At 71.1% G+C, this 24,052-nt stretch carries 20 protein-coding genes; 7 read left to right on the forward strand and 13 right to left on the reverse strand.

What is annotated here, in order from left to right:
- Positions 1 to 36 precede the first annotated feature (36 nt).
- From M8445_RS15925 to M8445_RS15960, 8 genes are all read right to left on the reverse strand, one after another.
- Positions 37 to 1,749, reverse strand: coding sequence for an NAD-dependent malic enzyme (locus M8445_RS15925; RefSeq protein WP_273991275.1), 1,713 nt, complete (start codon positions 1,747 to 1,749; stop codon positions 37 to 39).
- An 11-nt stretch (positions 1,750 to 1,760) separates the two neighbouring features.
- On the reverse strand, positions 1,761 to 2,537 hold the full coding sequence (gene allE, locus M8445_RS15930; protein WP_273990968.1) for a (S)-ureidoglycine aminohydrolase: 777 nt from the start codon (positions 2,535 to 2,537) through the stop codon (positions 1,761 to 1,763).
- The gene (locus M8445_RS15935) at positions 2,534 to 3,907 is read right to left on the reverse strand and encodes an allantoinase (RefSeq protein WP_273990969.1); all 1,374 of its coding nucleotides are present in this window, start codon (positions 3,905 to 3,907) and stop codon (positions 2,534 to 2,536) included. The genes allE and M8445_RS15935 overlap by 4 nt, the downstream gene beginning before the upstream one ends.
- Positions 3,907 to 5,148 carry an allantoate amidohydrolase gene (locus tag M8445_RS15940; protein WP_273990970.1) on the reverse strand — a complete coding sequence of 414 codons (1,242 nt, stop codon included), beginning with the start codon at positions 5,146 to 5,148 and terminating at the stop codon, positions 3,907 to 3,909. The genes M8445_RS15935 and M8445_RS15940 overlap by 1 nt, the downstream gene beginning before the upstream one ends.
- The gene (locus tag M8445_RS15945) at positions 5,141 to 6,544 is read right to left on the reverse strand and encodes an aldolase/citrate lyase/malate synthase family protein (protein WP_273990971.1); all 1,404 of its coding nucleotides are present in this window, start codon (positions 6,542 to 6,544) and stop codon (positions 5,141 to 5,143) included. Before M8445_RS15945 ends, M8445_RS15940 begins: the two co-directional genes overlap by 8 nt.
- Before the next feature lie 82 nt (positions 6,545 to 6,626).
- On the reverse strand, positions 6,627 to 7,388 hold the full coding sequence (locus M8445_RS15950; RefSeq protein ID WP_273990972.1) for an IclR family transcriptional regulator: 762 nt from the start codon (positions 7,386 to 7,388) through the stop codon (positions 6,627 to 6,629).
- A gap of 59 nt (positions 7,389 to 7,447) precedes the next feature.
- Positions 7,448 to 9,043 carry a malate synthase A gene (gene aceB, locus M8445_RS15955; protein ID WP_273990973.1) on the reverse strand — a complete coding sequence of 532 codons (1,596 nt, stop codon included), beginning with the start codon at positions 9,041 to 9,043 and terminating at the stop codon, positions 7,448 to 7,450.
- A gap of 268 nt (positions 9,044 to 9,311) precedes the next feature.
- Positions 9,312 to 10,079 carry a DeoR/GlpR family DNA-binding transcription regulator gene (locus M8445_RS15960; protein WP_273990974.1) on the reverse strand — a complete coding sequence of 256 codons (768 nt, stop codon included), beginning with the start codon at positions 10,077 to 10,079 and terminating at the stop codon, positions 9,312 to 9,314.
- Positions 10,080 to 10,341: 262 nt separating this feature from the next.
- Between M8445_RS15960 and ptsP the strand changes: the two genes are divergently transcribed.
- The 3 genes from ptsP (at position 10,342) to M8445_RS15975 (ending at position 15,989) form a co-directional block, all read left to right on the forward strand.
- Positions 10,342 to 12,822: a phosphoenolpyruvate--protein phosphotransferase gene (gene ptsP / locus M8445_RS15965; protein ID WP_273990975.1), complete on the forward strand. Its 2,481-nt coding sequence runs from the start codon at positions 10,342 to 10,344 to the stop codon at positions 12,820 to 12,822.
- A gap of 133 nt (positions 12,823 to 12,955) precedes the next feature.
- Positions 12,956 to 13,978 carry a 1-phosphofructokinase family hexose kinase gene (locus tag M8445_RS15970; protein ID WP_273990976.1) on the forward strand — a complete coding sequence of 341 codons (1,023 nt, stop codon included), beginning with the start codon at positions 12,956 to 12,958 and terminating at the stop codon, positions 13,976 to 13,978.
- Between the two features lie 193 nt (positions 13,979 to 14,171).
- Positions 14,172 to 15,989 carry a PTS fructose-like transporter subunit IIB gene (locus tag M8445_RS15975; RefSeq protein ID WP_273990977.1) on the forward strand — a complete coding sequence of 606 codons (1,818 nt, stop codon included), beginning with the start codon at positions 14,172 to 14,174 and terminating at the stop codon, positions 15,987 to 15,989.
- A 93-nt stretch (positions 15,990 to 16,082) separates the two neighbouring features.
- Here M8445_RS15975 and M8445_RS15980 read toward each other — a convergent pair whose 3' ends face one another.
- Genes M8445_RS15980 through pucL form a run of 3 tightly spaced genes read right to left on the reverse strand, consistent with a single transcriptional unit; the run spans position 16,083 to position 18,497 of the window.
- Positions 16,083 to 16,634, reverse strand: a complete 552-nt coding sequence (locus M8445_RS15980; RefSeq protein WP_273990978.1) for a MarR family winged helix-turn-helix transcriptional regulator — start codon at positions 16,632 to 16,634, stop codon at positions 16,083 to 16,085.
- A gap of 7 nt (positions 16,635 to 16,641) precedes the next feature.
- On the reverse strand, positions 16,642 to 17,022 hold the full coding sequence (uraH, locus tag M8445_RS15985; protein WP_273990979.1) for a hydroxyisourate hydrolase: 381 nt from the start codon (positions 17,020 to 17,022) through the stop codon (positions 16,642 to 16,644).
- Positions 17,019 to 18,497, reverse strand: coding sequence for a factor-independent urate hydroxylase (gene pucL / locus M8445_RS15990; RefSeq protein WP_273990980.1), 1,479 nt, complete (start codon positions 18,495 to 18,497; stop codon positions 17,019 to 17,021). Before pucL ends, uraH begins: the two co-directional genes overlap by 4 nt.
- 253 nt (positions 18,498 to 18,750) lie before the next feature.
- Between pucL and M8445_RS15995 the strand changes: the two genes are divergently transcribed.
- The 3 genes from M8445_RS15995 to M8445_RS16005 all read left to right on the forward strand — a co-directional run bounded on the left by M8445_RS15995 (position 18,751) and on the right by M8445_RS16005 (position 21,546).
- Positions 18,751 to 19,791: a sensor domain-containing diguanylate cyclase gene (locus tag M8445_RS15995; protein ID WP_273990981.1), complete on the forward strand. Its 1,041-nt coding sequence runs from the start codon at positions 18,751 to 18,753 to the stop codon at positions 19,789 to 19,791.
- A 9-nt stretch (positions 19,792 to 19,800) separates the two neighbouring features.
- Positions 19,801 to 20,979: a GGDEF domain-containing protein gene (locus M8445_RS16000; RefSeq protein WP_273990982.1), complete on the forward strand. Its 1,179-nt coding sequence runs from the start codon at positions 19,801 to 19,803 to the stop codon at positions 20,977 to 20,979.
- Positions 20,980 to 21,114: 135 nt separating this feature from the next.
- Positions 21,115 to 21,546: a response regulator gene (locus M8445_RS16005; protein ID WP_273990983.1), complete on the forward strand. Its 432-nt coding sequence runs from the start codon at positions 21,115 to 21,117 to the stop codon at positions 21,544 to 21,546.
- Positions 21,547 to 21,627: 81 nt separating this feature from the next.
- Here the strand turns inward: M8445_RS16005 and M8445_RS16010 are convergent, their stop codons facing one another.
- A complete protein-coding gene (locus M8445_RS16010; RefSeq protein ID WP_273990984.1) occupies positions 21,628 to 22,071 on the reverse strand; it encodes an Ohr family peroxiredoxin in 444 nt (147 codons plus the stop codon).
- 81 nt (positions 22,072 to 22,152) lie between these two features.
- Between M8445_RS16010 and M8445_RS16015 the strand changes: the two genes are divergently transcribed.
- On the forward strand, positions 22,153 to 23,046 hold the full coding sequence (locus M8445_RS16015) for a LysR substrate-binding domain-containing protein (RefSeq protein WP_273990985.1): 894 nt from the start codon (positions 22,153 to 22,155) through the stop codon (positions 23,044 to 23,046).
- Positions 23,047 to 23,131: 85 nt separating this feature from the next.
- On the opposite strand, the gene M8445_RS16020 is transcribed toward M8445_RS16015, so the two are convergent.
- Positions 23,132 to 24,001: a DNA repair protein gene (locus tag M8445_RS16020; protein ID WP_273990986.1), complete on the reverse strand. Its 870-nt coding sequence runs from the start codon at positions 23,999 to 24,001 to the stop codon at positions 23,132 to 23,134.
- Between the last annotated feature and the right edge of the window lie 51 nt (positions 24,002 to 24,052).

A 24,052-nucleotide genomic window follows, 5' to 3' on the forward strand; every position in this document is an offset into this window, starting at 1 on the left:
GGCGTCCCCGTGGCAAGCGGGGACGCCCATCAACCATCAACCCTCCGTGCGGAACGGCAGGTACCGGGGTTGCCAGAACTTGCGTTGCACCAGGGCGAGCAGGTCGGCGTCCCCCAGGTCGCGGATGCTGAACTCGGTGGCGACGCCGTCCGCGAGGGCCTGCCGGATGACGGCCACGGCCACCTGCACGCTGGCCGCGCCGAGTTCGGACACGGGCGGGTAGGTGCGCTCCGGCCAGTGCGCGGCCGTGTACCCGGCCAGGGCGTAGGCGGCGGCGGTGACCATCTCGTCGGTAATCTCGCGCACGCGGGCCAGGACCGCCCCGAAGCCCAGCCCCGGGAAGATGAAGGCGTTGTTGCCCTGCCCGATCTCGTGCATGACGCCCGCATGCGTGACGGGGTCGAAGGGACTGCCGGTGGCGACGATGGCCTGCCCGTCCGTCCAGGTGAGAATGTCGGCCGGCAGCGCCTCCGCGAACGCGGTGGGGTTGCTGAGCGGGAACACCAGCGGCCTGGGCGTGTTGGCGTGCGCGGCCCGCACGACGGCCTCGCTGAAGATGCCCGCCTGTCCGCTCAGGCCCAGCAGCACGGTGGCTTTGCCCTCGCGGATCACGCTTTCCAGGTCCAGTCCGGCCCAGCCACCTGTGAGGGCGCGGGGCGTGGCGAGGGGCTTCTTGTAGTCCTCCATGGCGCGGTCGTCGGTGAGCAGGCCGCGTGAATCGAGCACGAACACCCGCGCGGCGATCTGTTCATCGCTCAGGCCCTCGCGGCGCATGCCCTCGCGGATGGCGGCGGCCACGCCCGCCCCGCCCGCCCCAGCCCCGTGCACGACCACGACCTGATCCTTCAGCGCTTCGCCCTTGAGTCGGCAGGCGTTCAGGACGCCCGCCAGCACGACCGCGCCCGTGCCCTGAATGTCGTCGTTGAAGCTCGGCACGACCCGCCGGTAGCGGTGCAGGATGGTGAAGGCGGCGTCCTTTGAAAAGTCCTCCCACTGGATGATCGCCTTCGGGTAGCGTTCCAGCGTGGCCTCCACGAAGCGGTCGATGAAACTCAGGTACTCGCCCCCCGTCAGGCGGTCGTGTTTCACGCCCAGGTACGCGGGGTCCTCGCGCAGGTCGGCGCGGCCGGTGCCGACATCCAGTTCGACCGGCAGGGTCTTGTCCGGCCCCACGCCGCCCGCCACGGTGTACAGCGAGAGCTTCCCGATGCTGATCGCCATGCCCCCGAACCCCTGATCCCCGATACCCAGAATCGCGCTGGAGTCGGTCGCCACGATGATCCGCACGTCGTTCAGCGGCACGTTCGCCAGCGCCTGCGCGGCCCGGTCGATGTTGCGGGTGCTGAGTGTCAGGCCGCGCGGGTAGCGGTAGATCTGACTGAATTTCTGCACGGCCAGTCCCACGGTGGGCGTGTACACGACGGGCAGCATCTCCTCGACGTGCGCGGACAGCAGCGCGTAGAACAGCACCTCGTTGCGGTCCTGCAGGTTGCGCAGGAATACGTGCCGGTCCAGCGGGTCCGCGATCAGGCGGTACTCGGCGTACTGCCGCTCCACCAGCGCCTCCAGGGTGTCCACCTGCGGCGCGAGCAGCCCGTCGAGGCCCAGCGCCACGCGCTCCTCCTCGGTGAACGCCGTGCCCTTGTTCAGCAGCGGGTAACGCAGCAGCGGAAAGCCGCGCACCAGCGGATGCAGGCGGCGGTGGCCGTCCTCGCCGCGTCTCACGTCGTAATGGTCGGTCAGGGGCAGGGTGCGTCGGCTCATCGGGTTCCTCCGGGTTGAGGCAGGACGGTCAGCGGGTGGCGGTTCATGTCCTTGAACAGCAGGTACTTACTCCATACTTTGCCCAGCGCGCCGTACCACTGCGGGCAGTGCGCGCCCATCCAGATCACGTCGCCGCTCGTCACGGGGTAGTACGCCTCCTGGAGTTTGTACAGGCCCTCGCCCTCCAGCATCAGCAGGCCGTGCTCCATGTAATGAATCTCGGGGTACGGCAGGGTCGCGCCCGGCGCGAAACTCATGGTGCTCATCATGAAATCGAAACGCGGGTCGTCCGGCAGCAACTTGCGGGCGATCAGCCCTTCATCGCCCTCGAACGGCGTACCCGGATTCTCCCGCTCGTTCCCCCAGCAGACCGGGGGGGCGTCCACGCCCGGCGCAGCCTCGTACGGCTTCTCGAACACCGCCAGCCGCGTGGCCTCGCGTGCTGCCAGCGTGTGCGCCACGCCTGCCGGGAAGAACACGTGATCGGATTCGCGCAGCGTGCGCGCCTCGCCGCCGTCCACCTGCACGTCCACCTCGCCGCTCAGCACGAACACGAAGCGCTGGTACCCGTGCGCGGACTCGCGGGCCTGCGCGTGGGGGGGCATCTCGGCCGTGAACTGCACGAACCGCGCCCCCAGGCCCATCACGGGCGCGATGTGCAGAATGATGGCGCTGCCCGGCCACTCGGCCAGTCCCGTGCGGACGAAGGTTTCGGGCGTGATCACCGCGTGCGCCTCACGCAACGCGGAACGGGTGGAACCAAGGTGTTTCATGCTGCTCCTGTGGGAAGAATGTCGGGTTTCAGCAGTCGCCCGCGCACGGTGTCGCTGAACTGCGCGCCGGTGGGCGTCTGCGCGAAGACCGGCTGGCCGCGCAGGTAAGTGGACTGCACGCGGCCCTGGAAGGTCTGGCCCCGGTAGGGGTTGCCCTGGTGGCGGTCGAACAGTTCGGTCAGGGTGAAGGTCTCGTTCAGGTCGATCAGCGCGAAGTCGGCGTCCAGACCGACTTCCAGCGCGCCCTTGCCGTTCAGCCGGAAGCGCCGCGCGGGGTTCAGGGCGCTGACGGCCGCGATCAGTTCCAGGGGCACGCCGCGCGCCCGGTACCCGCCGTCCAGCAGGACGTTCAGGGTGGACTGCGCGCCGCTGATGCCGCCCCAGATGGCGAAGAAGTCGTCCCCGGTCTTCAGCTCGTGCGGGGCGGGCGAGTGATCCGAGCCGACCGTGTCGATCTGCCCGGCCTTCAGCGCCGCCCAGAGGGCCTCGCGGGTGCCGGCATCCCGGATGGGCGGCGCACACTTGAGCAGCGCGCCCAGGCGTTCGACGTCCTCGCCGGTCCAGTGCAGGTAGTGGGGGCAGGTCTCGGCGGTGACGTCCACGCCGCGCGCGCGGGCCTCGGCAGCCAGCGTCACGCCGCGCGCGGTGCTGAGGTGCACGAGGTGCAGGGCCGCGCCGGTCTCCTCGGCAAACAGGATCGCGCGGCCCACCGCCTCGGCCTCCGTGACGGGCGGACGGGACTCCAGGTAGTCGCGCACGCCCAGCCGCCCGTGCGAGCGGGCCACCTGCGACAGCGTGCGTGTGAAGCCGTCGCTCTCGGCGTGGGTGCCCACCACCAGTCCCAGGCGGCGCGCGGCGCGCAGGCCCTCGAACAGCGTGGCGTCGTCGGCGGCCGGGAATTCATCCAGGCCGCTATGGCTCATGAACGCCTTGAATCCGATCACGCCGCAGTCGGCGAGGTCGTCCAGTTCGCCCAGGTTCAGTGGCGTCAGGCCGCCCCACAGCCCGAAGTCCAGCCGGGAGTGCGCCTCGCCCGCCGCGCGTTTCGTGTCGAAGGCTGCGCGGTTCAGCAGCGGTGGGCTGGAGTTCAGCGGCATGTCCAGCAGGCTGGTCGCGCCGCCCGCCGCGAGCGCCTGCGTGCCGGTGTCGAAGCCCTCCCAGTGGGTGCGGCCCGGTTCGTTCAGGTGCACGTGGGCGTCCACCACGCCGGGGAAGACGTGCAGGCCCCGGGCGTCGATCTCGGTGCGGGCGGGCGCGAACATGTCCAGCGCGAGGCTCACGATCTGCCCGTCCTGCACGCCCAGGTCGGCCTGGAGGGGACCGTGCGGCGTGACCAGTGTGCCGCCCCGGATCAGCAGGTCGAGCGCCATCAGCGCCCTCCCTGGGCGGCGAGGTCCTGCACGAACGCCACGCCCACGCGCAGGGCCGCCTCCACGTCACCGGGTTCGGCCATCTCGTCCGGGTGGTGACTCAGGGCGTTCGGGGAGCGCAGGAACAGCATCGCGGCGGGCATCACGTCCGCCAGGATCATGGCGTCGTGCCCGGCCCCGCTCACGAGGTCCGGGGCGCGCTGGCCCACCCGCGCGGCGGCGCGGCGCAGGCCGTCGCGGAAGGCGGGGTCCATCGGAACGGCCGGCTGCGCCATCTTGTGCGTGACGGTCAGGGTCACGCCGCGCTCCTGCGCGAATCCCCGCGCCGCTTCCAGCAGTGTGTCCAGCGCCCCGGCGCGCACCGGGTCGTGCTCGTGGCGGATATCCAGCGTGCAGTGCGCCTCGCCGGGAATCACGTTGATCGCGCCGGGCCGGGCGGTCATCACGCCGACCGTGGCGACCAGACCGGGCACGGAGCGCGCGAGGTCCTCGGCCGCCACCGCGAAGCGCGCCGCGGCGGCCAGGGCGTCCCGGCGGTGAGCCATGGGCGTGGTCCCGGCGTGCGAGGCCTGCCCCACGAAGTCCAGCAGCAGCCGGTCCTGCCCGGCAATGGCGCTCACGACGCCCACGCTGGCCCCCGCCGCCTGAAGCACCGGCCCCTGCTCGATGTGGAATTCCAGGAAGCCCACGCTGGGGCCGCTCACCCACGCGCCGGGCAGATCCGCCGGGTCCAGACCGTACCCTTCCAGCGCGCCGCGCACGCTCACGCCCCGCGCGTCCTCCAGGGTTAGCAGCGGCTCCAGCGTACCGGTCAGGGCGCGGCTCCCGATGAACGGCACTCCGAAGCGCACGCCTTCCTCCTCGCTGAACGCCAGCAGTTCCAGCGCGAACGGCAGCGGCGTGTCCCGCAGCGCCCCCGCCACCGCGAAGGCCAGCGTGACGCCCAGCACGCCGTCGAACGCCCCGGCGTTCGGAACGGTATCCACGTGCGAGCCCAGGTACAGCGTCGGCGCGTCCGGTGACGGTCCTTCGCGGCGCGCGCGGAGGTTCCCGGCGGCGTCCACGCGCACGCTCAGGCCCAGTTCGGCAGCCCAGGCGCTCAGGTACGCGGTCACGTCGCGGGCGGGCGGGCTCAGGAACGTGCGGGTGATCTCGCCCGGCACCTCGGTCAGGCGCGCGAGATCCAGGCAGGCGGCGCGGGCGCGGGCAGCCAGCCCAGCGATAGGGTCGATTTCAGTCATGCGGCATCCTTTCAGGTGGGTCGGTAAGGTTCAACCGCGCCGCCTCGGCCGGGAAGTACGCAGGCGGCGCGGCACTCAGGACAAGGTGGTCGAGCAGCCGCGCCTCGGGCGCGTCGTCCGGGCAGAGGCGGCGGCGCAGTGCGTGGTACTCCTCGGGCGTGAGGGTATCGCCGCTACCGAGGGGCGCGCGGACCGTCACCCACTGCCACAGCAGCGTGCGCGCGAGTTCCGCCGTGGCGGTGTCCTCGATGCGCCCGCCGCGCGTCACGACGCCCTGCCCGGCCAGCCACGCGCGGAACACGTCCAGCGCGAGGCCCGCCGTGTCCAGCACCTCCGCCTCGGTCAGTGGGCCAGGGTGGGGCAGGTCCAGCAATCGCCCGCGCGTGACCGGCACGGCATCCGGGGCGGCCGGCGGGGCGCGCAGGCCCTCACGCACGGCGTCCAGCAGGTCCGGCAGGCCCGCCCAGGCACCCTGGAAGCCCTGCGCGGCCTCGCGGGCCTTGTCGGCGCGCACGGCGTCCAGCGCGGGCTGCGGGTCGCGGGGGTCCGGCGCGACGGCCGCCGTGCCGCCCACCGCCTGCGCGCCGCGCGCCCGGCACACGTCCGCCAGCGCCTGCGCGTAGGCCTGCATGGCGTCCACATCCATGCCCAGGCCAGCGCGCGGCGGGACCGGGCGGCCCAGGTCCGCGCCGACCGTCTTCACGAGGCTGAACACGTAATCCCAGCGGCCCGCGTTCAGCCCGAACGCCCAGTCGCGCAGCGTGAACAGCAGCGCGTCGGCGGCCAGCAGGCCAGGGAAGGTTTCGATCTGCAGGCAGACGCGTAGCGTGCCGCGTTCCAGGCCCAGGTGCGCCTCGGCCAGTGCCAGGGCGTCGGCCCAGACCTGCGCCTGCGCGACCGATTCCAGTTTTGGCAGGTACAGGTGCGGCGCGCGGCCCGGCCCGGCCGTCAACAGGGCGGCGAGGTCGCACAGTGCCGCGCGGCCCGGCTGCCCACCGAAGGACTCGTGTGCCTCCAGGGCGTACAGCGCGCGGGGCCGCGCCAGCAGCGGCACACCGGCTGCCAGCCACTCGGGCAGCGCCGCGTAGGCCGCCGCCACGTTCGCGCGGGTGGGCGAGAAGGTATCGTCGAAGTCGATCACGACCGCGTCTGCTCCACTGACCAGGGCGGCGCGCAGGGCGTGCAGGTCGCTGGCCTCCACGATCAGTTCCGCGCGGCCCGGTCGCAGGTCGGCGGGGACGGGCGCGGCGCGGTAATCCGGGAGGGGCGCGGTGTCCGTTGGTGCGGCATGGTTTAAGTCGGCGCGGTCCAGGTCGGCCCAGCGGTCGGCCAGGGCCGCGTGCAGCCGCGCCGCCAGTTCGCGGGCGGCGGGGGAGAGGAGGGGCGCGGCGCTCACGTGCGCTCGCCGGTGGGGGGGATCGCCATGCGCCGCAGCATAGGCCGCGCGCCGTGGATCGGCGTTAACCCGTCCAGCCCACTCAACCTGTCCAGCCCAGCCGCGCCCCGATCCGCGCGGCCGCCGCCTGCGCCGCCGCCAGGAAGCGCGGCACGTCCCCCGGTGTCAGGCGCGACGTGGGCGCGGAGACGCTCAGGGCCGCCGCGACCTCGCCGCCCGCGCCGCGTACCGGGACGGCCACGCAGCGCACGCCCAGTTCTCGTTCCTGATCGTCCAGCGCGAATCCCTGCTCTCGCACGCGTTCCAGTGCGGCCAGCACGGCGTCCGGGCTGGTCAGGGTGTGTGGCGTGAACGGCGTGAGGGTCACGGCGCTCAGGGCGGCACGCACCTCGGCCGGGTCGCGCGGGGCCAGCAGCACCTTGCCCACGCCCGAGGCGTGCAGCGGCGCGCTCGCTCCGACCCGCGTGAACATCCGCACCAGTTGCGGTCCTTCCACCTGATACACGTACGCGGCCTCCAGACCTGCCTCACCATGTGGGCGCAGCACCGCGAGGTTTGCACTCTCACCCAGCGCGGCGACCAGGGCACGCATCTCGCCCCCCGCAGCGCCGGTCAGCGCCTGCGCCGCGTCGAACGCCATGCCCACCTGATAGGCGCGCAGGCCTACCCGGTACAGGCCGGACGCCTCGTCCCAGTCCGCGAAGCCCTGCTGCCGCAGCGTTTCCAGCAGCCTGGAAGCGGTGCTGGGGGACAGTCCGGAGGCGCGCGCTACCTGCGACAGCGAGGCCTCGCGCAGCCCGGCCAGCGCCCACAGCACGCCCAGTCCGCGCTCCAGCGTGCGCACGCTGCCCGGTGCGTCCGTGCCGCGTGCCCGGCCCGCGCGGGCGCGGGGTTCGTCGCTGCTCAGGCCAGCGCCTCGTAGCCGGGCAGGGTCAGGAATTCCATCAGTGGCGACTGCGTGGCGGTCTGCCGGAACAGGCGCGCGGCGTCCGTGAAGTCCGCGCCCAGCTTGCCGCTCTCCTCGTCGTACAGGGCGTCGAACAGCTCGGGGGTCAGGGTGCGGCCGTCGTCCAGCGTCACTCCCTCGGTGCGCCACTGCCACAGTTGCGCGCGGCTGATCTCGGCGGTGGCGGCGTCCTCCATCAGGTTATGGATGGGCACCGCGCCGGACCCGCGCAGCCACGCCGCGAGGTACTGGATGCCCACGTTCATGTTCACGCGCACGCCGGCCTCGGTGACCGTGCCGTCCGGCGGGGTCAGCAGGTCGTCGGCGGTGACGGTCAGGTCGGCCTGCTTGCCGCTGCCGATCTGGTTGGCTCCGGGCATCAGGCGGTCGAACACCTCGGTCGCCAGGGCCACCATGCCGGGGTGCGCGACCCAGGTGCCGTCGTGCCCGTTCGTCGCCTCGCGCTCCTTGTCCAGGCGGACCTGCTCGAAGGCGGCGGCGTTCTTGGCCTCGTCGCCCTTGACCGGAATGAAGGCGCTCATGCCGCCGATGGCGGGCGCGCCGCGTCTGTGACAGGTCTGGATGGCGAGGCGGCTGTACGCCTGCATCATGGGCACGGCCATCGTGACCTTCGCGCGGTCCGGCAGCGTGTGCCCCGGCTGGGCGCGCAGTTTCTTGATGTAACTGAAGATGTAGTCCCAGCGCCCGCAGTTCAGTCCGGCCGAGTGGTCACGCAGTTCGTACAGGATCTCGTCCATCTCGAAGGCTGCGAGGATCGTCTCGATCAGCACCGTGCCCTTCATGACGCCGTGATTCAGGCCCAGCGTCGCCTCGGCGTGCGTGAACACGTCGTTCCACAGGCGCGCCTCGAGATGCGATTCCATCTTCGGCAGGTAGAAGTACGGCCCGGAGCCGCGCGCGAGCAGTTCTGCCGCGTTATGGAAGGCGTACAGACCGAAGTCGAACAGCGCCCCGAACACGGTCTGGCCGTCCACCTGCACGTGCTTTTCCGGCAGGTGCCAGCCGCGCGGGCGGACCAGCAGCACCGCCGTCTTCTCGTTCAGCTGATAGGTCTTGCCGTTCGTTTCCAGGCGGATGGTGCGGCGCACGGCGTCGCGCAGGTTGATCTGCCCGTCCACGCAGTTCTCCCAGGTGGGGCTGCTGGCGTCCTCGAAGTCCGCCATGAACACCCGCGCGCCGCTGTTCAGCGCGTTGATGATCATCTTGCGGTCCACCGGGCCCGTGATCTCCACCCGGCGGTCCTGCAGGTCGGCAGGCAACGGCGCAATCCGCCAGTCGCCTGCACGGACCTGCGCGGTCTCCGGCAGGAAGTCCGGCTGCTCCCCGGCGTCCAGGCGCAGTTGTCGGGCCTCACGGGCGGCCATCAGTTCCTGGCGGCGGCCCTCGAAGCGGCGGTGCAGGTCCGCCACGAACGCCAGGGCTTCCGGGGTCAGGATCTCGCGCTGCGCGTCGGTCACGGGCGCACTGATGGTCATTCCGGCGGGCAGGTCGGTCAGGCGGGTCGGCTGCGTTTCTGAGGTCGAGTGGGTCATGGTGGTCTCCTGGGGGGCACTGGGGCAGGCGTGGATTTTTCAGAAGCTGAACTTGAATTTCACTGTACGGGAATCAACTTCATCCTGTGAAGCCCCGCAGGTGTGTCCGGCGCAGGAACACTGCCCCGACCCGCCGCAGGTCATCCGGCTGTTGAGCTGAGCCGCAGGGCGCGTGGCAGCAGGGCGCAAGGCAGGCGGGCGCAGTCCCAGCGTGAAGTCGGCAACCCGGGAGTGTGCCGGGTTGCCAACGAGACAGACGGAGTCCGCTTCAGTCGGTGGTGTGGACCTGCACGCCGTGCGCTTCGAAGGCGGTGCGGGCCGCGGGGGGCGCGTGGTCCGTGACCCAGTCGTGAATCTGGTCGAGGCTGGCGAAGGTGGCGAATCCGGCGGGGCCCCATTTGCTGCTGTCGGCGATCAGGGCGGTGCGGCTGGACTGGCCGATGATGGCGGCCTTCTGCTGCGCCTCGATCAGGTTGCTGTTGGTCAGGCCGCGCGTGGGGTCGATGCTGGTGCAGCCGACCAGGAACAGGTCGTAGCGGTAGCGGCGGACGGTGTCCAGGGCGTCGGGACCGGTGAGGCTGAAGGTGCTGCCGTACAGGTCGCCGCCCACCACGTACAGCGGGCACTCGCCGTTCAGTTCGTAGGCCACGTCGATGCCGTGCGTGACGACGCGTAGGGTGCGGGTCAGTTCGGGGGTGCGGCGCAGGGCCTGCGCGACGGTGCGGGCGGTGGTGCCGGCGTCGAGGTACAGGACCTGTCCGGGCCGGATCAGGTTCAGGGCCGCGCCGGCGAGGCGGTTCTTGGCGGTCTGGTGGAGTTGCGCGCGGTCCTGGTACTGCTGATCCTGGCTGACCAGCGCGGCCCCGCCGTGCATCTTGCGGATCTGGCCGCGCCGTTCCAGGGTGTCGAGGTCGCGGCGGGTGGTGGCGCCGCTGACGCCCAGGGCCTGGGTCAGGGCGGTGGTGCGCATGCTGCCGTTGCGGGCCAGCAGGTCCAGGATGCTCTGGAGGCGGTCCTCCGCGAGTGGTGCGTTCATGTGCGCACATCCTAGCGCGTGGGGCGCATGGGTATGATCAGGAAAAGACAGTGGGGAGTGTGGGGGCGGCGTGGTGGGCAGTGGTCCGTTTTGGTGTGCTGGTCGGCGAATGGCCCGGAGTGGCTGGCCTGACTGGACGGGTACTTGCATTTTCTGACGGGCGGGACGTATGCTCTTAATTGCTCAAAATTAATCACGATTCGTCAGGAATCAGCAGGTTTGAGTGACGGCCGCGCCGGATGCGGCCCACCAAGGAGGGCACATGATCGAGCTTCCAGAACAGCTCATCCGACTCGGCGCGCAGGCCGCCAGCAAGGACGACGCCATCAGACAGGTCGCCGCGCTGCTCGCAGGCGCCGGTAACACCGACCCCGCGTACCTGCAGGGCATGCTGGCCCGCGAAACCCAGGCCAACACCTACCTCGGCAGCGGCATCGCCATCCCGCACGGCACGCCCGACACCCGCCACCTGATCCACCGCACCGGCATCGCCGTGCTGCAACTCCCGCAGGGCGTCTCGTGGGGCGAGGGCGGCGAACAGGTGCGCCTGGTGGTCGGCATCGCCGCCGCCAGCGACGAGCACCTCGACATCCTGCGCCGCCTGACCCGCGTGCTGTCCGACGACGACCTCGTGGAGCGCCTGTCCACCACCCGCAGCCCGGCCGACCTGCAGGAAGCCCTGACCGGCACGCGCCCGCCCGCGGCCGCTCCGGCCGCCGCCACTGCCAGCCTGCCGTTCAGCGCGCAGGTCACGCTGCCCAACCCGCTGGGCATGCACGCCCGCCCCGGCACCGCGCTGGCCGGACTGGTCCGTAAACTGGGCGCGCGCGTGCGCCTGACCCGTCACGACAGCTCCCAGAGTGCCGACGCGCTGCGCCTGATGGAAATCCTGAGCCTGGGCCTCACGCGCGGCACGACCTTCACGGTCAGCGCCGACAGCGAGAGCGCCCTGCGCGCCGTGACCGACGCCATCCGCGCCGGACTGGGCGACGACCTGAGCGCCCCGCAGGCTGCCCAGACGGCCGGCCAGGGCCGCGTGCCCGAATGGCAGCCCACCCAGGTCGGCGCGACCATCGAGGGCGTCCCCGCCGCCGACGGCCTCGTGATCGGCGAGACCCGCCAGTACGCCGCCAGGGAGCTCAACGTGACCGACCAGCCCGGCGACCCCGGTGAGGCCGCCAAGCAACTGGACAGCGCCCTGACCGACGCACGCGGCGAACTCGACACCCTGATCAGCCGCACACGCGCACAGTACGGAGAGGATAAGGCCGCCATCTTCGCCGCACACCAGGAACTGCTGGGCGACGAGGGCGTCGTGCAGGACGCCGTGAACCTGATCCTCGACGGGCACGGGGCCGCCTGGGCGTACCAGTGGGTCACGCAGGAACGCATCAGCCAGCTTCAGAAACTCGACGATCCCACCCTGGCCGCCCGCGCCGCCGACCTGAGCGACGTGCAGAGGCGCGTGCTGCGGCGCCTGCTGGGCGTCGGCGAGGAACGCGCCTACGAGGGCGGCCCCGCCATCCTGCTGGCCGCCGACCTGACCCCCAGCGACACCGCCCGCCTCGGCCCGGACGCCCTGCTGGGCTTCGTGACCGCGCAGGGCGGCCCGACCAGCCACACCGCCATCATCGCGCGCGGCCTGGGCCTGCCCGCCGTGGTCGCCGCCGGCACCGGCCTGCTCGACGTGCCCGACGGCACGCCCGCCATCCTGGACGGCAGCGCCGGACGCCTGTACCTGAACCCCAGCGAGGCCGACCTGCAGTCCGCGCGGGACCGTCAGGGCGTCCTGAACGCCGAACGTGACCGCGCCCGCGCCGCCCGCCACGAACCCGGCGCGACCCGCGACGGCACGCCCGTCGAGATCGCCGCGAACATCAACCGCGCCGCCGACGCCGCCAGCGCCCTGGACGCCGGCGCGCAGGGCGTGGGCCTGATGCGCACCGAGTTCCTGTTCCTGGAACGCGACAGCGTGCCCAGCGAGGACGAGCAGGAACGCGAGTACCGCGCCATGGCGCAGGCCATGGGAGAGCGCCCGCTGATCATCCGCACGCTGGACATCGGCGGTGACAAGGAAGTGCCGTACCTGGGCCTGGAACGCGAGGACAACTCCTTCCTGGGCCTGCGCGGCATCCGCCTGTGCTTCGAACGCCCGGACCTGTTCATGCCGCAGCTGCGCGCCATCGCCCGCGTGGCGAAGGACCACCCGAACGTGCATGTCATGTTCCCCATGATCAGCACCCTCGAGGACTTCCGCCGCGCCCGCGCTGTCCTGGACGGCGTGCGTGAGGAACTCGGCGTGGCCCGCATTCCGCTGGGCGTGATGATCGAGGTGCCGTCTGCCGCGCTGCTGGCCCCGCTGCTGGCCGCTGAGGTGGACTTCTTCAGCGTCGGCACGAACGACCTGACGCAGTACACCCTCGCCATGGACCGCCTGCACCCGCAACTGGCCCGCCAGACCGACGCCATGCACCCGGCCGTGCTGCAACTCATCAAGCTGACCGTGGACGCCGCCGAGGCGCACGGCAAGTGGGTCGGCGTGTGCGGCGGCGCCGCCGGGGACGAGGTCGGCGCGCTGATCCTGACCGGGCTGGGCGTGCGGGAACTGTCCGTCAGCCCGCCCCAGATTCCGGCCGTGAAAGCCGCGCTGCGCCAGCACGACCTGCCCGCACTGCGCGACCTGGCCGCCCGCGCGCTCACCCAGCCGAACGCGGAAGCCGTCCGCGCACTGCTGCGCCCATGATACGGATTCCGTTTGTTTCGTTAACAGATCGGAACACCACCGATCTGTCAACTCCACGTCCGGAACCCGCCCGTCTCCTACTCGCATCCGCCCGGATTGAACGGTCTTTGCAGCCCATTCAATCGGAGTCCGTATGAGCACGCCGCAAGGACGCCACGGCGGGGCGCGGCACGTCACGGCGCTCACCATGAACCCCGCCCTCGACCTGACCGTCCGCGCCGACGGCTGGCAGCGCGGCGAGGTGAACGCCGGACAGAGCCTGCAACAGGACGCCGGAGGCAAGGGCGTGAATGTCGCCAGCATCCTCGCCGACTGGAACCGGGCCGACTGGAACCGCTCGGCTCCGGACCGCGCCGGGCAGGGGGGCGCGCTCAGCGTCACCGCGACCGGCCTGCTGGGCCGCGACAACGCCGCGCCCTTCGAGGCCCTGTTCCGCGAGAAGGGCGTCACCGACGCCTTCATTCGCGTCAGTGGCGCGACCCGCGTGGGCGTGAAACTCGTGGACGGCGCCGCGCAGGAAACCACCGACATCAACCTGCCGGGCCTGAGCGCCACGCCCGAAACCCTGGCCGAACTGCACGCGACCCTCAGCGACCTGAGCGCCCGGTCGGACGCCGTCGTGCTGGCCGGCAGCCTCCCGCCCGGCGTGCCCGCCGACTACTACGCCACCCTGACGGCCGGGCTGCGCGCCGCCGGCGTGTTCGTGGCGCTGGACACCAGCGGCGCCGCCCTGAACGCCGCGCTGGCCGCGCCGGTCCTGCCGGACCTGATCAAACCCAACATTCACGAACTCGAAGGCGCGCTGGGCCGCCGCCTGAACGGGGACACCGAGGTGCTGCAGGCGGCGCGCGACCTGATCGCGCGCGGCGCGCAGATCGTGGCCGTCTCGCAGGGCGAACGCGGCGCGCTGATCGTCACGGCCACCGGGGCCGTGTTCGCTCGCCCGCCCCGCGTGCAGGTCCTGAGTACCGTCGGGGCCGGGGACGCCATGGTCGCCGGACTGGTCAGCGCTCACCTGGACGCCCTGAGCCTGGAAGACGCCGCGCGGCGCGCCACGAGCTTCAGCGCCGGCAGCATCACCCGCCTCGGGCCGCACCTGCCGGACCCCGCTGCGCTGGCCGCGCTGGCCGCGCAGGTCGAGGTCACGCCCGCCTGAGCCTGTCCGCAGTTCCATTCGCCCGCAGTTCCGTTCGCGCCTCACCGCCGTTCGCCTGAAAGTTCACCTACTGACGGGCCACACACTGACCGGCCGCCGTTCCCGCCTCCCTCCCCGCTGATCAGGCCCTCCGCCCCACGTTTCCGGCCGCTGTCCGTTTCAGGCAGCCGCCACTCTTCCCAGGAGTTCACCCATGGCACACATCGTTGCAGTCACGGCCTGCCCCACCGGCATCGCCCACACCTTCATGGCCGCCGAGGCCCTGCGCCGCGCCGCGCAGACCGCCGGTCACACCGTCCGCGTGGAAACGCAGGGCAGCGTCGGCACGCAGGACGCCCTGAGCGCCGCCGACATCGCCGCCGCCGCCGCCGTGATCCTCGCCGCCGACGTGAACATCGACGAGACCCGCTTTGCCGGGAAGACCGTCGTGCGCGCCAGCACCCAGGACGCCATCCGCGACGCCGCCGCCCTGATCGGCCGCGCCGCCCCCAGCAGCGCCGCTGCACCCGCCGCTGCCAGCGGCCCGCTGCACGTGGTCGGCATCACCGCCTGCCCCACCGGCATCGCGCACACCTTCATGGCCGCCGAGGGTCTCGAGGGCGGCGCCAGGAAACTCGGGTACACCGCCAAGATCGAGACGCAGGGCAGCGTCGGCGCCGGGAACACCCTGACGCCCGAGGACATCCAGAAGGCCGACCTGGTCGTTATTGCCGCCGATACCAACGTGGACCTCAGCCGCTTCACCGGCAAGCGCGTGTACGTGACTGGCACCAAGCCCGCCATCAAGGACGGCTCGGAAGTCATCCGCACCGCGCAGGCCCAGGCGACCGTGCACGGCGTGGCGGCCACTGGCGGCGCCGATGCCAGCAGCCCCGATTACGTGGCGCAGGCCGCCGCCGCCAAGGCCAGCAAGAACGCGGGCGTCCCCCCCTTCTACAAGCACCTGATGACCGGCGTGTCGCACATGCTGCCCTTCGTGGTGGCGGGCGGTCTGCTGATCGCCCTGGCGTTCGCCATCGGCTCGTTCCAGTTCGGGGATCAGGGCATCTTCATCTACGAGGACAAGTACGCCGGCACGCTCGGCAACACCCTGTTCAAGATCGGCGCGAACGGCGCGTTCGGGCTGTTCGTGCCGGTCCTCGCCGGGTACATCGCGTTCTCGATTGCCGACCGGCCCGGCCTCGCGCCTGGCATGATCGGCGGTTTCCTCGCCGGCCTGACCGGCAGCGGCTTCCTGGGCGGCATCATCGCGGGCTTCCTGGCCGGGTACATCGTGCTGTGGCTGACCCGCTCCATCAAACTGCCCCGCACCCTGGAGGGCCTGAAACCCACGCTGCTGCTGCCGCTTCTGGGCACCCTGGCCGTGGGCCTGCTGATGATGTTCGTGATCGGGAAACCCGTCGCGGCCGCCCTGACCGGCCTGACCACCTGGCTGCAGGGCCTGGGCAACACCAGCGCGGGCCTGCTGGGCGCGCTGCTGGGCGCCATGATGGCCTTCGACATGGGCGGCCCCATCAACAAGGCCGCGTACACCTTCAGCACCGGTCTGCTGGGCGCCAAGGTCTACGGCCCCATCGCCGCGACCATGGCCGCCGGCATGACGCCCCCGCTGGCGCTGTTCCTGGCGACGCTGGTCTTCAAGAACCGCTTCACGAAAGACGAGGTCGAGGCCGGCAAGGCCGCCGGGGTGCTGGGCATCTCGTTCATCACCGAGGGCGCCATTCCCTTCGCGGCCCGCGATCCCCTGCGCGTCATTCCCAGCCTGATGATCGGCAGCGCCGCCGCCGGAGCTATCAGCATGGCCGCCGGGTGCCTGCTGCGCGCCCCGCACGGCGGGATCTTCGTGCTGTTCATCCCGAACGCCGTGACCAACCTGCCCATGTACGTGGTCGCCATCCTGGCCGGCACCGTGATCAGCACCGTCATGCTGGGCGTCCTGAAAAAACCCCTGGACGCCGACGGCCTGCCCATCGTCAAGAACGCTCCCCAGGCCGTGAACGCCGCCGACTGAACCGGGGACAGTCAGACAGAAAGGGGGCCGCGCTGAACGTGCGGCCCCCTTTCTGTTGTGGTTTCTGGCAGGCGGCAGCTGCCCGCCTACTCTCTACTGCCCACTGCCTCCTTCCAGCGCGCCCAGCAGCCGCGCGGCCAGCCGGTCCAGGGTGTCCAGTTCGGCGGGGGTCAGGGCGGCCAGGGCACGTGTTTCGCGGTGCAGGTGGCCGGGTAGCAGGCGGTCCACGGCGGCGCGTCCGGCGGGCGTCAGCGTGATGCGGGCCGAGCGGCGGTCGCGGTCGTCGGTGCGCCGCGTGACCAGCCCCCGGGCCTGGAGGCGGGCGACGCGGTTGGTGGTGCTGGGGCCGCTGACGGCGCTCAGTTCGCTCAGCTGTCCGGGGCTCAGGCCCTCTGGCGGCGCGGAGCGGTACAGCGTGAGCAGCAGGTCCCAACCGGCGGCGTTCAGGCCCTCGGCGTGCAGGGGGGCGTCCACCTCGGCCTGCAGGGCCGCGCCCAGGCGGGTCAGGCGCAGCACGCGCAGCATGGGCCGGGCGTTCAGGTCGGGCCGGGCGGCCTGCCAGTCGCGGTGCAGGCACTCCAGCAGCGCGGCTGTGCTGGACCGGGAGTCCTGCTCCGATTGGGTCTGATGTGAGTCTGTGGGCACGCGCCCCTCAGCTGCCCCGGTAGGTGCTGTACGACCAGGGGCTGACCAGCAGCGGCACGTGATAATGCGCGCCCGCATCGGCGACCGTGAAGCGCAGCGTGATCACATCCAGGAAGGGATCGGGCTGAGCCGGGTCGGAAGGGCTGTGCGCGGCGAAGTATTCCGCGACGTGAAACACCAGTTCGAAGGTACCGCGGCGCAGTTCGCCGCGCGCAATCAGGGGCGCGTCGGTGCGGCCGTCGCTGTTGGTGACGGCGCGCGTGACCAGCGTGCGCGTGTCGCCCTGCACGGCGTGCAGTTCCAGCGGGACGCCGGCGGCGGGGCGGCCGCGCGCGGTGTCCAGCACGTGGGTACTGAGGCCTGCGTTGCTGTTGCCTGGGCCGCTCACTCGCGTTCCACCCAGCCCTCGATCACGCCGTACGGTTCGGCGTCCGCGTGGAAGATCGTGCCGCCGTTCTCGATCCCGAAGCGCGCCAGGTCGTACGGAATGTGGTGCCGGTTCGGGAACGAGAAGTGAATGCGTTCGATGTCCGGGCAGCGGGTCAGGACCGCCTCGCCCAGCCGGTACAGCGTGTGCTGCATGGAGTGCGAGTAATGGTCCGGGAAGACCTCCAGCAGCGTGCGGTACACCTCGGCCCACACGGCGTCGTAATCGCATTCGGCGTTCAGGTACGTCCAGCGGGCGGTGACGGTGGTCGCCAGGATGCGGTCGGTGGTGTCGGGCAGCGTGGTGAAGTCGTCGCGGTGAAAGCCGGCCCAGCCGCTCTGGGTGGTTTTCAGGATGAACAGTTCGTCGATGCCGCTCTCGACCGTGAAGGTCTGCCCGTCGCCGTCCACGCGGGCGGTGCGTTTGGGCATCTGCCGCACGAAGGCGTGGTCGTGCCCGCCCGTGCGGGCCGGGTCGGGCAGGCGGTCCCACAGGTGCTCGGTGAAGGTCGCGTACGCGCCGCTCACGCGCGGGCCGCGGCTCACGAAATGCCGGATCAGGTCCTTCCCGAACGCCTCCACGCTGCCCGTCAGGTGATCCCTGGCCAGCGCGTAGATGGTGTTGCGGACGGTGTCGGTGGCGACCAGCCCGGTGTTGTCCCCGATCTCGTGCGCGGCGTCAAAATCGCCGCGCATGCCGACCCGCACCCACACGTCCTTGATGTCGTGGCGGCCCTGCGGCTGGCCCGGCTGGTCGCGGTACACCTTGAACAGGCGCACGTCGGCCTTCCCGTAGTTGTTGCTGCCCAGGCGGACCTTCACGGGCGCAGGGGTGCCGGCGGGCTGGGTGACAGTGGAATCGGATGGGGTGGGGTCGGTCATGGGGCCTCCTGTGGAGTGGGCGGGGGTGGGGGAGGCGTTGATCAGATCCAGCACGCGCAGGCGCGCGATGCGGCCAATCTCGTGCAGGGCGGCCCCTCGTTCCTGCTCTGGCGTGTTCGCCAGTCGCTCGCGGGCCGCGCGGAAGATGCTGCCCTTGTCGTGTTCGCGCACGCACACCACGAACGGCAGCCCGAAGCGGTCGTGGTACGCGGCGTTCAGGCGGTGAAATTCGGCGTACTCGTCGGCGTTCAGGCGGTCCAGTCCGGCGCTGGCCTGCTCGCTGGCGCTTTCCGGGGTCAGTTCGCCGGCGTGCGCGGCCTTCCCCGCGAGGTCCGGGTGGGCGCGGATCAGCGCGAGTTGTTCCTCCGGCGTGCCGCTGCGGGCGGCAGTCATGAAGGCCTGCGCGCACTCCTCCGCGTCCGGGAAGGGGCGGGCGGCGGCCACCTGCGCGGCGTAGCGCGGCGAGTGCTCCAGCACGCCGCCGAAGTGCGTGGCGAAGGCGTCGGCGCTCAGGGCGTTCAGTTCGGTCAGGGTCAGGCGGGCGGGGCGGGTCAAGGGGAACCTCCGGGAACGCGCGGGGAGAGCTGCGAGATACTTAGACGGCTAACGAATAACGCCCCCAGCGTACCCATGTCGGGGGGCCACTGTCAAAACGCCTGCCTCCCCAGTGAGGGGCGGCCCGACTGGCTATGCCTGTGACCCTGCGGGAAGATGCAAGCAGGCTGAACCTGCTACGATAAGCGCGCCCACAACGCAGTGTGACCGTTCTTCAGGCCCCGGGCGCGCCGGAGAACCACCGGGAGGTGGAATGCACGTAGTGCTCAAGCAGCGGCACCCACAACCCGACCCTGCCCACGCGGAACCTGCCGGTACCGAAGCGTTGCGGCTGGCCTCGCTGCTGGCCCTCGGCATTCTGGACACCGATCCGGAACCGCAGTTCGACCGGATCATGGACCTCACGGCCCGCTACTTCGGCGCGCCGTACGGCTCGGTCACGTTCGTGGACGACCACCGCCAGTGGTTCAAGGCGTCCACGGGCTTCACGACCCGTCAGGACCCGCGCCCGCAGTCCATCTGCGCGATCACGGTGGACCAGCGCGCGCCGCTGATCATTCCGGACACCCTGCTGGACCCGCGGACCGCTACGCTGAACTCCGTGCTGGGCGGCCCACGCATCCGTTTCTATGCCGGTGTGCCGCTCGTCACCGACGACGGGCACACGGTGGGGACGCTGTGCGTCATGGACACCCGGCCGCGCGAGTTCGGTGACGGCAACCTGGAAGTCCTGGCGCAATTCTCGGAACTGGTCCTCTCGGAACTGCGGCTGCGGCTGGCCCTGCGGGACCTGGAGGCCATGGCGCACACCGACACCCTGACCGGCCTGCCCAACCGCCGCGCCTTCGACCGGACGCTGGCCACTGCCTGCGCCGCCCTGCCCGGCGACCCGCTGGTGCTGGGCGTGATGGACCTCGACCGGTTCAAGGTCATCAACGACACCCTGGGTCACGCGGTCGGGGACGCCGTGCTGCGCTTCGTGGCCGAACAGATCGGCGCGCTGCTGCGCCCAGGCGAACTGCTCGCCCGGTACGGCGGCGACGAGTTCGCGCTGCTGCTGACCGGCCCGGACGCCCTGCGCCGCGCCCGCGACCTGACGACCGACCTGCCCCAGCACCTGCGCATGCCGTCCGGACTGCGCGTCAGCGTGAGCCTGGGCCTGAGCAGCGCCCCCACTCCGGGCGACCCGGCAGACCTGCTGCGCCGCGCCGACCACGCCATGTACCGCGCCAAGCAGGGCGGCCAGACCGCAGCCCTGGACCTGCACACGCCCCTCCCTCCGGGCCGGACCTGAGCGGCTGGGATGTGGGGCGACCTGTTTCTCAACCTGTGCGCGTTCGTGACCATGGCGTACCTGCTGAGCGCCACGTACCGCTCGTGGCCGCCCGAGCAGGCCGGGCCGATGCTGTGGCTGCGCGCCGCGCTGCTCTCATCGGTCGGCGTGATCCTGATGCTGTTCCCGGCCCAGCTGGCACCGGGCGTCGTGATGGACCTGCGGGCCGTGCCGCTGGCCTTCGCCGCGCTGCGGTACGGTGCACCCATGGGCCTGCTGATCGCCCTGCCCAGCGCCGCGTACCGCGTGTACCTGGGCGGACAGGGCGTCCCGGTCGGTCTCAGCAGCATGCTGCTGGTGATTCTGGCCGCCAGTATCCTGCGCCCGTACGTGAATTTCGCTGACCCCAACCGGCCCCTGCTGCAACGCTGGTACTACGCCGCGCCGGTCCTGATGCCCTACGGCCTGAGCGTGGTGTTCCTGCCGGGCGGCGTGGACCTGCTGCTGAAATCGTACCTGCCGCTGCTGGCCTTCAACGCGCTGGGTTTCCTGATCGGCGGGTCGATCCTCACGGCCCGGTTGCAGATGCTGCAGCTCACCAGCCGCTTTCAGGCGCAGGCGCTGCTGGACCCCCTGACCCGACTGGCGAACCGCCGCCAGTTCGACCAGGACCTCGTGTACCTGACCCACCGGGACGCCGTGCTGATGATCGACATCGATCACTTCAAACGCGTGAACGACACCTTCGGTCACCCGACCGGCGACCGCGTGCTGACGCAGGTGGCGCAGACCGTCGCGTCCGCCCTGCGGCCCGGCGACACCGCGTACCGCTTCGGCGGCGAGGAATTCGCGGTGATTCTGCGCAACACCCAACCGCCGTTCCTGCACGCGGTCGCCGAACGCCTGCGCAGCGCCGCCACGCTGACCCTCGACCTGCGCCCGGCCGACGATCACAGCGCCCTGCACGGCACCCATCAGGTTGCCGGGACCAGTTCAGAGGCGGCCCTGCCTCCCGCGTATCCGCCGGAGCGCTGGCCCATCACCGTCTCCATCGGCGGCGCGCATGCCAGCACCGGCCCGCACAGCGCCGTGGCCCGCGCCGACGCCGCGATGTACCACGCCAAACGCAGCGGCCGCAACCGAAGCGTCATCGACGCCCACGATCCCCACCCGCCGGGCCCGTCCAGCGAGACCCGCGCCGCCACCTGAACTCCGGTTGGAATCCCCTGTGGAGAGCAATCGCGCCGTTACGCGGCCGGTCATTCGCTATGCTGTCTTCATGAATCTTCACCTTTCTCTGTGTCTGCCCGCGCCGGGCGGCACGTGCGCCTGCGGGCGGATCATGTGACCCGTCCTTTTCGCGTGCTGCTGGTCGACGACAACCCGGCGGATCTGCTGCTGGCGCAGGAGGTCTTTCATGAGCACGGCGACGCGCTGCACGTCACCACCTGCTCCAGCGGCGGCGAGGCGCTGGAGGCGCTGCGGCACCCACCGACCCGCCCGGACGTGGTGATTCTGGACGTGAACATGCCGGTCATGTCGGGGTTCGAGGTGTTGCAGGCCATCAAGGACGACCCGGCGCTGGTGTCGATTCCGGTCGTGATGCTCTCCACGTCCTCGCACCCGGGGGATATCGAGCGGGCGTACACCCTGCACGCCAGTTCGTACATGGTCAAGAGCAGTTCCTTTCAGACGTTCATGGAGCAGGTGGACGCCTTCGTGAGCTTCTGGAAGGAAAGCCGCACGCCCAGCTGGCCTGAACGCGCCGGGCGCTGAGCACGTCACGCCGAACGCCGCCCCGGTTCGTACCCGGGGCGGCGTTCGATCTGGACAGCGGCCGCGCGTTGCGGCGGCAGGTTACAGCAGCGGGTTGCTGTGCAGTTCCAGGTCTACCTGAACGTTCCCGGCAATGGCGCGGCTGTACGGGCAGGTGGCGTGCGCGGCGTGAATGAGCGCCTCGGCGGTGGCGTCGTCGGTGCCGGGCAGGTGAATCTGAAGCTGCACGCTCAGGTGGTAACTGCCGCCCTGTTCGGCGTGCAGGCTGACGTGCGCGCGGGCCTGGGGCGTGCCGACCGTGATGTTGTCACGCCGGGCAACGCTTTGCAGGGCGCTGAGGAAGCAGGAGGCGTACCCGGCGGCGAACAGTTCCTCGGGGTCGGCTCCCTCGGTGCGGGACTGCGGGGGGCGCAGGGTGACGTTCAGGCGGTCGCGGCCCACGAACGCCTGCCCGCTGCGGCCGCCGCTGACCTCGCTGGTGGCGGTGTACACGAGTCTGGAATCGCTGGAGGTGGAGTCGGTCATGGGTGCAGGCTACGCCCAGCATTGCGGCGGATCAATCACTCAATCAGCGACGATTAAAAGCAGATCCGGTATAATCCCGGGATGGATCAGCGGCAACTGCAGGCGTTCGTGATCACCGCCCAGGAACTTCACTTCGGGCGGGCGGCCGAGCGCCTGAACCTGACCGGGCCGCCGCTGGGCCGCCTGATCCGCACGCTGGAAGACCGGATCGGCACGCCCCTGCTGACCCGCACGACCCGCCGCGTGACCCTGACCCCCGCCGGGCAGGCCTTCCTGCCGCAAGCACAGGCGATCCTGGCGCAGATGGACGGCGCGGCCAGTCTGGCGCGCCGCACGGCCAGCGGGCATGCCGGGCACCTGCGCCTGGGGTACCTGGGGGCCGCCAGCCTGCACCTGCTGCCCCGACTGTGGCGGCACATGACGGCCACGCACCCGGATATTCAGATCGACGCGACCGAGCTGTGTACGCCCGATCAGCGTCAGGCCCTGCTGAGCGGCGAACTGGACGCCGGCCTGATGGCCCTGCCCGTCTGGCACGACCGCCTGAGCGCCCGCCCCCTGATCCGCATTCCGCTGCTGGCCGCGCTGCCCAGCACGCACCCGCTGGCCGGCCGGACCAGTCTGCACCTGCGCGAACTGGCCGCCGAGGAGTGGCTGACCTGCACGCCCTACGCCACCACCCTGCCGCCCGAGCAGGTGCAGGCGCTGTGTCAGGCGTTCGGCGTGCTGCCCCGCATCCGCGCTGTCGGGGGAACCGAGAGCGCCGTGGTGGGCCGCGTGGCCGCCGGGCAGGGCGTCACACTGGTCCCGCAACCGCTCGTGAACCCCCGGCAGGACGGCGTGACCTTCGTGCCGCTGGAGGACGGCGTCACGCTCGACGTGGGCCTCGTCACCTGCCGGGACGCCAGCAACCCCGCGCTGGGGGCGCTGCTCGGCAGCCTCGCCGCCGTCACAGGGTTGATGGGTGAAAGTTGATGGTTGAAGGTCGGTAGTCGATACAGATGGAGGAGTGATCGCCCCTTCCATCAACCTTCAACCACGCTCTATCGGTAGTTTCCTGTCAGCTGTTCTTCAGTCCGTGGCGCAGCACCTCGGCCAGCTGGCGGGTGGTGTGGGACTGCAGTTCGTCGAGTTCAGCGCTGGCGGCGCGCAGCAGAGCGCGGTGCGTGTCGGCGTTGCGGGCGTCGGGTCCGGTGACGCTGTGCACGGCGGCCTGCACGGTGAAGTGCGCGTCGGGCAGCAGGCTGAGGTTGCTGCGGGCTCCGGCGTGGCGCGCGCCCAGCAGCGCGCCGAGCATGCCGACTTCCTCGCTGCGGCGCATCAGGTCACGCTGGAACACGCGGTCCTTGATGCTGGTGATCACGTCCCACGCGGCGTCCGAGAGGGCGGCCTCGGCGCTGGCGGGCCGGGCGACTTCCGCGAACAGGGTCTCGCCGCTGCGCCAGGTGCGCCAGTACTGCTCGGCGCGGCCGGCGGTCCAGTGCGTTTCGAAATCGCGGGCGTCCTCGATCAGGACTTTCAGGCGGGCGCCGGGTGCGTCGCCGGGCAGGCGGTGGCCCTCGCTGAGTGCGCCCCACAGGCTCAGGCCGCGTTCGTCGGTGGCGCGCATGTCCTCGTACGCGCGGGCCAGGGCTTCCACGCCGCCGCTCAGCGGGGCGGTGGCGCGGCCGTCCGTGAGGAACAGGATGTCGTCGCCGTCGCTGCGGGCGGTGTGGGTCAGGTGGTGCAGGCCCAGGCCCCAGCGGCGCTGCGCGGCCGTGATCGCCTCGGTCAGGGCGCTGTCCAGGGTCAGGGTGTCGGCTCCGCTGTCGGCGAGTGACTGAATCTGACTGTCGACGGCGGCGGTCGCCATCAGCGCGTCGAAGGACGCGTACGGGGAAGCGGGGGAGGTGGGGGCGGTCGTTTCGCTTTTAGTTTTTACTCGTGCCATAGTCCCTTCATTATGCCCTGAACAGAGCGGTGGATGTGTTCGGAGCACACT

The organism is Deinococcus aquaticus (assembly GCF_028622095.1).
GTDB lineage: Bacteria > Deinococcota > Deinococci > Deinococcales > Deinococcaceae > Deinococcus > Deinococcus aquaticus.